This is a genomic window from Halomonas sp., from assembly GCF_041689495.1.
Taxonomy (GTDB): domain Bacteria; phylum Pseudomonadota; class Gammaproteobacteria; order Pseudomonadales; family Halomonadaceae; genus Halomonas.
This window is the reverse complement of record NZ_JBDNGD010000472.1, coordinates 1-9,827: the sequence shown is the minus strand read 5'-3', so window position 1 is coordinate 9,827 and position 9,827 is coordinate 1. Positions and strand designations below refer to the sequence as shown.

At 62.8% G+C, this 9,827-nt stretch carries 10 protein-coding genes; 9 read left to right on the top strand and 1 reads right to left on the bottom strand.

All coding sequences use genetic code 11. The features are described from left to right. The 5 genes from ACESMD_RS14425 to ACESMD_RS14405 all read left to right on the top strand — a co-directional run. Positions 1-292: ureidoglycolate lyase (locus ACESMD_RS14425; RefSeq protein WP_372614351.1), on the top strand; the 292-nt coding region annotated here is incomplete at its 5' end. A 219-nt stretch (positions 293-511) separates the two neighbouring features. After that, the gene (modA, locus tag ACESMD_RS14420) at positions 512-1,315 is read left to right on the top strand and encodes a molybdate ABC transporter substrate-binding protein (RefSeq protein WP_372614349.1); all 804 of its coding nucleotides are present in this window, start codon (positions 512-514) and stop codon (positions 1,313-1,315) included. Next, positions 1,315-1,983, top strand: coding sequence for a molybdate ABC transporter permease subunit (gene modB / locus ACESMD_RS14415; protein ID WP_372614347.1), 669 nt, complete (start codon positions 1,315-1,317; stop codon positions 1,981-1,983). The genes modA and modB overlap by 1 nt, the downstream gene beginning before the upstream one ends. After that, on the top strand, positions 1,976-3,169 hold the full coding sequence (locus tag ACESMD_RS14410; RefSeq protein WP_372614345.1) for an ABC transporter ATP-binding protein: 1,194 nt from the start codon (positions 1,976-1,978) through the stop codon (positions 3,167-3,169). The genes modB and ACESMD_RS14410 overlap by 8 nt, the downstream gene beginning before the upstream one ends. Then, complete coding sequence (locus ACESMD_RS14405; RefSeq protein ID WP_372614343.1) at positions 3,166-3,687, top strand: DUF192 domain-containing protein; 522 nt, start codon at positions 3,166-3,168, stop codon at positions 3,685-3,687. The genes ACESMD_RS14410 and ACESMD_RS14405 overlap by 4 nt, the downstream gene beginning before the upstream one ends. Positions 3,688-3,734: 47 nt before the next feature. Here the strand turns inward: ACESMD_RS14405 and ACESMD_RS14400 are convergent, their stop codons facing one another. Then, positions 3,735-3,935 carry a hypothetical protein gene (locus ACESMD_RS14400; protein WP_372614341.1) on the bottom strand — a complete coding sequence of 67 codons (201 nt, stop codon included), beginning with the start codon at positions 3,933-3,935 and terminating at the stop codon, positions 3,735-3,737. A gap of 428 nt (positions 3,936-4,363) precedes the next feature. Here ACESMD_RS14400 and ACESMD_RS14395 point away from each other — a divergent pair, with 428 nt between their 5' ends. The 4 genes from ACESMD_RS14395 to ACESMD_RS14380 all read left to right on the top strand — a co-directional run bounded on the left by ACESMD_RS14395 (position 4,364) and on the right by ACESMD_RS14380 (position 9,532). Next, complete coding sequence (locus ACESMD_RS14395; protein ID WP_372614339.1) at positions 4,364-5,344, top strand: TAXI family TRAP transporter solute-binding subunit; 981 nt, start codon at positions 4,364-4,366, stop codon at positions 5,342-5,344. 149 nt (positions 5,345-5,493) lie between these two features. Next, complete coding sequence (locus tag ACESMD_RS14390) at positions 5,494-8,088, top strand: TRAP transporter permease (protein WP_372614337.1); 2,595 nt, start codon at positions 5,494-5,496, stop codon at positions 8,086-8,088. Positions 8,089-8,102: 14 nt separating this feature from the next. Then, the gene (locus ACESMD_RS14385) at positions 8,103-8,531 is read left to right on the top strand and encodes a universal stress protein (RefSeq protein WP_372614335.1); all 429 of its coding nucleotides are present in this window, start codon (positions 8,103-8,105) and stop codon (positions 8,529-8,531) included. A 296-nt stretch (positions 8,532-8,827) separates the two neighbouring features. Further along, positions 8,828-9,532 (top strand): DUF2189 domain-containing protein, encoded by a 705-nt coding sequence (locus ACESMD_RS14380; protein WP_372614333.1) that lies wholly within the window; start codon positions 8,828-8,830, stop codon positions 9,530-9,532. Positions 9,533-9,827: the final 295 nt, after the last annotated feature.

The following is a 9,827-nucleotide window of genomic DNA, read 5'->3' as shown; positions in this document are numbered from 1 at the left end:
GTTGCCGCTGGAACTCGATTTCCTCGAGCGTCATCCCTTGGGCAGCCAGGCCTTCATGCCGCTGCATGAAGAAAGGTTTCTGGTGGTCGTCGCGCCGCCGGGTGACACGATCGATCCGAAGCAAGTGCGTGCCTTCATCACCGACGGCTGCCAGGGAGTCAACTACCGCGTCGGCACCTGGCACGCCATCCAGTCGGTGCTGGAGCGCGAGGGTGAGTTCCTCGTCGTCGATCGCGGCGGGGAGGGGGATAACTGCGATGAGTATCCGCTGGCGATGCACATCCGTCTCTGATACGGCGTTCCGCACTCGAGCTGGTCACTGCTGGCCGACCACGCTCGGGCCGTTCTGACGGCTCCCGAGCGGGATCCTTGACCGAGGTCAGGTCGAATGTCCAGGGGGGTGGCCGCGTCTTGTTCCCTTCCTTGCCCTGGCCGACAATGCCCTGATCATCCGCTGGCAACCGCCCGGTCGGCGGTACATGGGGAAAGAACGATTCATGGGGAGACGATGATGACGTCAGGACACGCTGCCGTTCTACTGGGGCTGTTCTCCTTGCTGCCCTTGTCGGCCAGGGCGGATACGCCCACAGTGGCCGCCGCCTCGGATCTGCAGTTCGCCCTCACCGAAGCCGCCGAGGTGTTTGGCGAGGGGACCGGTCGCCAGTTGCGTCTGAATTTCGGTTCCTCGGGTAACTTTCGTCGCCAGATCAGCCAGGGGGCCCCTTTTGAGCTCTATCTCTCCGCCGACGAGGCCTATGTGCATGCCTTGCATGAGGAGGGACGTACCCAGGATACCGGTGTGGTCTATGCCATCGGGCGACTCGCCTGGCTGCAACGGGACGAGCAGGACGACCTCCCCGGGGAGGAGGATCCGTTGGCAGCTGTTCGCGAGGCCATCAAGGACCACACAGCCGGTGAGGGGAGGCCACGCATCGCCCTGGCCAATCCTGACCATGCCCCCTACGGGGTGGCGGCCATGCAGGCGCTGACGCATGCCGGGCTCTGGGAAGCGGTCGAGCCACTGCGGATACTGGGCGAGAACGTGTCCCAGGCCGCTCAGTTCGCGCTCTCCGCCGATGCCCGGGGGGGGCTGGTCGCCTATTCCCTGGCCCTGGCCCCCCCCCTTGTCGAGCGGGCCGAGCATGTGCTGATTCCCGAGAGCTGGCACACGCCACTGGTGCAGAGGATGGTCCTGGTGGATGGGGCGGGGGAGACTGCCCGGGCGTTCTACGACTGGTTACAGGGAGAGGAGGCGAGGGCGCTGCTGGCGCGCTACGGCTTCCGGTTGCCCGACGATGAGGACGATGCCCCCTGATGGATTGGACGGCCCTCTCGGTTTCCCTGCAGCTGGCAGCCAGTACCTGCCTGCTGCTCGTCCCGTTCGGCCTCTGGCTGGGGCGTACCCTCGCCAACGCCCGGTTTCGTGGCAAGGCCTTCTGCGAGGCCCTGGTCGCCCTGCCACTGGTGATGCCCCCCACGGTGCTGGGCTTCTACCTGATGCAGTCTTTCGGCGCCGAGGCCCCTGTCGGCACCTTCTGGCAGTGGGCCTTTGGCGAGGGACTGAACTTCACCTTCAGCGGTATCCTGCTCGCCTCCCTGGTGGCCAATCTGCCCTTCGCCGTGCAGCCGATCCAGCGGGCCTTCGAGACGATACCGGCCAACCTGCGAGAGGCGGCCTGGTGCAGCGGTCTCTCGCCCTGGCAGACCTTCCTGCGCATCGAGCTTCCGCTGGTCTGGCCCGGCCTTATCTCGGCACTGGCACTGACCTTCGCGCACACCCTGGGAGAGTTCGGCGTGATCCTGATGGTCGGCGGCTCCATCGACGGCGAGACACGCACCCTGGCCATCGCCATCTACGACCGGGTGCAGGCCTTCGATGAGCAGGGAGCGGCCATCATGTCGGCCATGCTGCTGCTGGTCTCCTTCCTGACCATCGGTGTGGTCTACGGACTGGCCGGGCGACGGAAATGGCGACATGCCTGATTGCTCGGCCCGGTCCAACGGCCACCTGATCGTCGATCTGCATCAGGAGGGCCCCATCCCGCTCGAGGCGAGCTTCGCCTGTGCTCCCGGGGAGCTGCTGGCACTGGTGGGCCCCTCGGGTAGCGGCAAGACCACCTTGTTGCGAGCCATCGCCGGCCTCTACAGGCCTTCCGGTGGCCGGGTCCGCTGTGCCGGTGAGGCCTGGTTCGATGCCGCCGCAGCGATCTCGCGCTCCCCCCAGCAGCGTCGGGTGGGGCTGGTCTTCCAGGACTATGCCCTCTTTCCGCACATGAGTGCCCTGGCCAATATCATGGTGGCACTGGACCACCTGCCCGCCTGCGAGCGACGGGAGCAGGCCCAGGCCTGGCTGGGCCGGGTTCGCCTTGAGGGGCTGGCCGACCGATATCCCGCCGCGCTATCCGGTGGTCAGCGTCAGCGGGTCGCTCTGGCCCGTGCCCTGGCCAGGAGCCCACGGGTGCTGTTGCTCGATGAGCCCTTCTCGGCAGTGGACCAGGTGACCCGTCGGCGTCTGCAGCGGGAGCTTGCCATGCTCCGGGAACAGATCTGTATTCCCATCGTGCTGGTCACCCATGATCTGGACGAGGCCACGGCGCTGGCCGACCGGATCTGCGTCCTTCATGCCGGCAGGAGCCTCCAGCAGGAAACCCCCGAGGTGCTCTTTCGTCGACCCGCCAGTCCGGCAGTGGCCCGACTACTCGACCGTCACAATGTCTTCGAGGGCAAGGTGGTGGAGCGGCATGGCCAACGGCGACTTCAATGGGGCCAGGTCTATCTGGAAGTGGCCCGAGGACTCGACGCTCGATTGCCGGGGGAGACGGTCGACTGGTACCTGCCCCATTCCGATGTGGTGCTGCATCGACGGGAACGCCCCTCCCGGGGCGAACGCGAGAATCCCGTCTCGGCGAGGGTGGCCGAGATGGTGGTGCTGGGCGGGATCACCTCGGTCGCCCTGGCCATCGAGCAGGGTGGAGACACCCTGCGATTCGAACTCGCCACCCACGCCGCACGCCGCAATGGCCTGGCGCTCGGTGAAGCCGTCCAGGTATCGTTGTTGGCCTCGGGCATCCACCTGATGCCCCGCGATACTATCTCTGACTCTACCAGCTCCAATATTACGGTCTCCAAGACTCCTGTCCCCGACACTACAAAAAGGACGCCGACATGAATTCGACTCGCCGCCAGTTGCTGCTGGGCCTGGCCACCCTGGTACCGGCCGTTTCCCTGCTGCCGGGTTCGTTGCTGGCTGCCGAACCCGCTCCGATGGAGACCCTGCCTCTGGTACTGCACAGCGACCAGGGACCGCACCACCTTGAAGTCGAAGTGGCCCTCACCGCGTCACAACGCAGTCGCGGCCTGATGGATCGTGACCACCTGGATCCCGGAGCGGGGATGCTGTTCCTCTATGGTGGCCTCCAGCCCTCCCGCAACGGCTTCTGGATGTACCGCACGCGCCTTCCCCTGGACATCGCCTTCATCGACGAGAACGGGCGAATCGTCTCGCTCCACCGGATGCATCCCTGTGAATCGTCGGCCCCCGGAGACTGCCCGGTCACCCGGCCGGATGCTTCTTATCGCGCGGCGCTGGAAGTCAATGCCGGCTACTTCGAGGACCAGGGCATCAAGGTGGGTGATTGCGTCAGCTGGCCGGGGAGTGGTGAGCACTGCGCCGGCGACCCGTCCTGACGGGTCACTCCCGGGCACGCTTCCGCGTTCGTTTCTTCGCTCAGCCGTCATGTGCAGGTCCGGGCGGCTGTGGAATTGACCGATCGTCTTTCGAGGCGGCGGGCCATGCCGAAGGCGATCGTGGTACCGAGTTCGCCGGCCAGGTCGGCAAAGGTCGCGAACACCGGACCGGCAAGGTCATCGTCCAGTTCATCCAGGCAGGCGAAGGCCTCGTCGCTGTATTCCTGGCTCGAGAGCTCCGGCAGCACGAGCAGATCGGGTACTTCCTGGGCGCAGGCAGTACGAAGGAGCGCCGACAGCCGTTTCAGATGGCGCCATTGGTCACCACGGCACCGAGTGCGGGGTACGGCTCTGACAGGCGAGAAGCCGCATGGAGCCTCCGGTTGCGCACCCACAGGTCTTGGGAGCAGAGCATTGAGTGTAGCTACCCTTGCCCGCGTTGATTCTTGAAGGACAGGGCCGTGAAAATTAACGTTCGCTAAACGTTTGTAGGGGTTTAGACTCTAGACAGGTGTAAATATAGTCCTGTCAGAAGGCTTTTTTCACTTGAATCGTTTTTTTGCTAAATTCGCTAAAGCAGGTAAGACGGTTTGACCGTCGGTAGTCGCTGGATGCCGTGCTTCAGCATCCACTTCTGCCAAGGAACTTCCGCTAACCCCTGTCATGAGGTGTATCCATGAAACGCCATGCTTTTTCCGCCGCCGCCTTCACCGGCACCCTGCTGGGTGCTGCCATCTTCGCCTCACCTGCGATCGCCCAGGACGAGGAGCAATTCATCACCATCGGTACCGGTGGCCAGACCGGTGTGTATTACGTGGTCGGCCAGTCGATCTGCCGACTGGTGAACCGTCTGGAAGACGCCAACATCAAGTGCAACGCGCCCTCCACCGGCGGGTCCGTGGCCAACATCAACGGTCTCAAGTCCGGCGAGCTGGGCATGGGCGTGGTGCAGTCCGATGTCCAATATCAGGCCTATAACGGTACCGGCAACTTCGAGGGCGATGCCTATGAAGACCTGCGTGCCGTCTTCCGGGTCCATGGCGAGCCGTTGACCCTGCTGGCGCGTGCCGATTCCGGCATCGAGACCCTCGATGACCTGGAGGGCAAGCGCGTCAATATCGGTAATCCCGGCTCTGGCCAGCGCAACACCATGCAAGTGGTCATGGATGCCAAGGGCTGGACCGAGGACACCTTCTCGCTGGCGTCTCAGCTCGGTGCCGCCGAGCAGGCCGCGGCCCTGTCCGACAACAACATCGACGCCATGGTCTATGTGGTCGGCCACCCCAATGGTTCCATCCAGGAGGCCACCACCACGGTCGAAGCCCGTCTGATTCCGCTAAATGATGAGGACATTCAGGGCATCGTCGACGAGTATCCCTACTACAGCACCTCCGTCATTGCCGGCGGCCTGTACAAGGGAAACCCGGACGATGTCGAGACCTTCGGGGTGGCGGCGACCTTCGTGACGACCGCCGAGGCCGACGAGGAAGTCATCTACCAGACGGTCAAGGCGATCTTCGACAACTTCGATCGCTTCAAGCAGCTGCACCCGGCCTTCGAGAATCTTAACCAGGAAGATATGGTCACCCAGGGGCTTTCCGCACCACTGCATGACGGGGCGGCACGGTACTATCGTGAGCAGGGCTGGATCGAGTGATCCTGTCTTGACTAAGGTTCCACTCGTATGATCGATGCGCGGATGCTTGTGAGTGTCCGCGCATCGCGTTGGGAGCGCCGTTTCTGCGTCGTTCCCAGGCGCAATAACAACATCAACAGCAACCTGATCGACCGCAGATAGGGCTGACTATGACTGACGACAACACTAGATCCCGCGACTCGGGTGTCGATCTGGAGGACATGGTCGCCTCCACGGATACGGGGGCTCGAAAGCCGGCCGGCGTGCCTGGCAAGTTGCTGGTGAGCATTGCGGCAACCTGGTCCCTTTTCCAGTTATGGATCGCTTCTCCGGTGCCCTTCATGCTGGGTTTCGGCGTGTTCGGCGCCACGGAAGCCCGCTCCATTCACTTGGCCTTTGCGCTTTTTCTGGCCTATATGGCCTATCCGGCACTCAAGCGTTCGCCCCGCGATCGCATCCCCATCCAGGATTGGGTGCTTGCCGCGGTGGCGGCCTTCTGCGGCGCTTACATGTTCATGTTCTACGAGCAGCTGTCCCAGCGCCCCGGTGCGCCGATACTGCAGGACGTGATCATCGGGGTGGCGGGCATCCTGCTGCTGCTCGAGGCGACCCGCCGAGCGCTTGGGCCGCCGCTGATGATCGTGGCATCGGTTTTTCTTCTCTATAGCCTGGCCGGCCCCTGGATGCCGGGTATCCTCTCGCATGGCGGGGTCAGCCTCTATGGGCTGATCAATCACCAGTGGTTGACGACCCAGGGGGTCTTCGGCATCGCACTGGGGGTCTCGACCAGTTTCGTCTTCCTGTTCGTGTTGTTTGGTGCCCTGCTCGACAAGGCCGGGGCGGGTAACTACTTCATCAAGGTGGCGTTCTCGCTGCTTGGCCACTACAAGGGCGGGCCGGCCAAGGCTGCCGTGGTGGCGTCGGCCATGACCGGGCTGATTTCCGGCTCGTCGATCGCCAACGTCGTGACCACCGGGACCTTCACCATTCCGATGATGAAGCGTGTCGGCTTTTCCGCCGAGAAGGCCGGGGCCGTCGAGGTGGCGTCCTCGGTCAACGGTCAGATCATGCCGCCGGTCATGGGGGCAGCTGCCTTCCTGATGGTCGAGTATGTGGGCATTTCCTATGTCGAGGTGATCAAGCATGCCTTCCTGCCGGCGCTGATCTCCTATATCGCGCTGGTCTATATCGTTCACCTGGAGGCCATGAAGGCCAACATGCAGGGTATTGAAAGCAGCAATCCGGCCAAGCCGCTGTTGAACAAGGTGATCGGCTTTCTCGGTGGGCTGCTGCTGCTGATGGTCACGGCCCTGGTGGTCTATTACGGCCTTGGCTGGCTCAAGCCGGTCCTTGGCGATGCGACACCCTGGGTGGTCGCGGTTGGGCTGACAGTGATCTATATCGCTTTGCTCAAGCTGGCAGCCGGTTACCCCGAACTCGAGTTGGATGATCCCAATCAGCCGATCTATTCGCTGCCGCAAACCAGGCCCACGGTGCTGGTAGGGCTGCAGTACATCCTGCCGGTGGTTGTGCTGGTCTGGTGTCTGATGGTGGAGCGCTTGTCGCCGGGGCTGTCGGCCTTCTGGGCCACGGTGTTCATGATCTTCATCATTCTTACCCAGCGCCCCATTACCTCGATCTTCCGGGGTCGCAGCGATATGAGCGCGGATCTGCGCGAAGGCGCCATGGACCTGTGGATTGGCTTGGTCACCGGTGCCCGCAACATGATCGGCATCGGCATCGCCACTGCCACCGCCGGCATCATCGTCGGGGCCGTGTCGCAGACCGGGGTGGGGTTGGTACTGGCCGCCGTGGTGGAAACCCTCGCCATGGGTAACCTCATGCTGATCCTGCTGCTCACGGCAGTGCTCAGCCTGATTCTCGGCATGGGTCTGCCCACGACGGCCAACTACATCGTGGTCTCGGCGCTGCTGGCGCCGGTCATTGTCCAACTGGGGGCGCAGAACGGCCTGCTGGTGCCGTTGATTGCGGTGCATCTGTTCGTGTTCTACTTCGGCATCATGGCCGACGTTACGCCGCCGGTGGGGCTGGCGTCCTTCGCGGCGGCAGCCGTCTCGGGTGGCGATCCCATCCGGACCGGCTTCCAGGCCTTCTACTACAGCCTGCGCACCGCGGCGCTGCCGTTCCTGTTCATCTTCAATACCGACCTGCTGCTGATCGATGTAACCTTCCTGCAGGGCATCCTGATCTTCGTGGTGTCGACCATTGCCTTGCTGATCTTCGCCGCGGCGACCCAGGGCTTCATGATCACCCGCAACCGCTGGTATGAATCCATCATGTTGCTGCTGATCGCGTTCACGCTGTTCCGGCCCGGGTTCTGGATGGACATGATCCATGATCCCTACGAATCCGTGCCACCCGCGCAATTCGTCGAGGCCCTGGGCGATGCCGATGAAGACTCTACCCTGCGCTTGCAGATTGCGGGTGTCGATGCGTATGGCGATCGCATGACCACCTACATGACCCTGCCGGTGCCTGAGGGCGAGGCCGGCCAGGAACGGCTAGAGAACCTCGGCATGGAGCTATTGATCGAGGACGACACGGCGACCGTCGATATGGTTGCCTATGGCAGCCAGGCAGCGGATCTTGGCTTCGACTTCGACCAGGAAATCATCGAGGTGCTGGCCCCTGTCGACCGCTGGACCAAGGAACTGATGTGGATTCCTGCCTTCCTGGTGTTCGGTCTGATCGTGATGCTGCAGCGTCGTCGTCGTGATCGCACTGCCGCCACCGCTACTGCTTGAAGGAGATAGCGCACATGTACAACAAGATCCTCCTGCCGGTGGACCTGAACGAGGAGAGCTCCTGGGAAAAGGCGCTGCCCACGGCTCTGACGCTGTGCCGCAGTTTTGGCGCCTCCCTGCATGTGGTCACGGTACTGCCGGACTACCGCATGCCACTGGTGGGGTCCTACTTTCCCAAGGATTTTGCCAAGAAGGCCCATGAGGCGATATCCGAGGCTCAGCATGCCTTCATCAAGGAGAATGTGCCCGAGGACATCCAGGCACAGAGTGTCATCGTCGACGGCTCGCCCTGGGAGGCGATCATCAAGGCGGCCAAGAAACTCGAGGTAGACCTGATCGTCATGGCGTCCCACAACAAGCGCAAGTTCGCCGATTATGTGCTGGGTCCCAACGCCGAGCATGTGGTGCATCACACCAAGATGTCGGTCATGATCGTTCGCTAGCGGTGGTCTCGTGACGGCGCCGCAACGAGAAACGAGAACATCCCGGTCGTCAGGGCCGAGGTGTTCTCGTCGTTCCCGATATCCTCTTCAATAGTCTCCGGCCGTCTGGCCATCTTGGAGATCCTCGACAAGGGTATCCACCTTGACCCAGGGCAAAGCCGGGGATTCTGAGGTAAAGTATGGTGATGGCAGCGGCTCGACCCGAAGTGTCGGGCATGAATGGATGAATCAAGGCGTAGGGGTGACACGATGAGTGCGGCAACAACAAGAGAGAAGGGCAGGGCTGCAGCACCCAGGTGAAGATCAGCATCAATTCGGTAGGCATGGATCGTCCACGGGCCTGGCTGGCGGCAGGATTCGAAGATTTTCGTCAGGCGACCGCCGTCAGTCTGGCCTACGGAATGTTCTGGGTGGGGCTGAGCATCGCCATCACCGCCGGGGCCCTGACGCTGGGCCTCTGGCATTGGCTATTGCCTCTGGTGGCGGGTTTCATGTTCCTCGGCCCCCTGGTGGCCGTGGGGTCCTATGGCATCAGCCGCGCTCTGGAGGCCAATCGGGCCCCGCATCTGGGTGATGCCTTCGGCGCCTGGCGCCCTCACGCCGGCCAGCTGGCGATGATGGGTGTGATGATGATGATCTTCTTCCTTGCCTGGATTCGTCTGGCGACCCTGCTTTTCGCCCTCTTCTTCGGCTTTGAGGTGCCGAGTCCGTCGGCCATGTATTCCGCCCTGCTGACCAGTCCCGAGGGCCTCGGCATGATTCTCGTGGGCAGTGTGGCAGGGGCCGTTCTGGCCTTCGGTGCCTTCGCCATCAGCGTCGTGGCTATCCCCACCCTGATGGATGAGGACCTCACCTTCATGGAAGGCATCGAAGCCAGTGTAAGGTCGGTGGGCACCAACTTCCGTCCCATGCTGTTGTGGGCGGCCATCCTGACCGGTTGCGTGCTGGTCGGGATTCTCACCTTCTACATCGGGCTGGCGCTGGTCCTGCCGGTACTCTGACATGCCAGCTGGCATGCCTACGAGGATCTGGTGCGTATCGAGCCGCTGGAGGAGACCCAGAGTTGATCCGAGGGACAGTGGCCTTGTGGGGCGGGGAATTCGCGTTCCTCACCTGAGGTGACTATTCTGGGAGGCATTAGATGCCTCCTTCGTCCTCTCGGCGCTTTCCCGGCCATTCTGTCTGCCGCTCGGATATCTTCATGCCCAGCCTGTCCTGCTTTCGTCCTGTCATTGCCGATTTTTTCGGCCTCTCCCTTCTCGGTGTTGCGGCGACTCCGACCTATGCTGAGCTAGT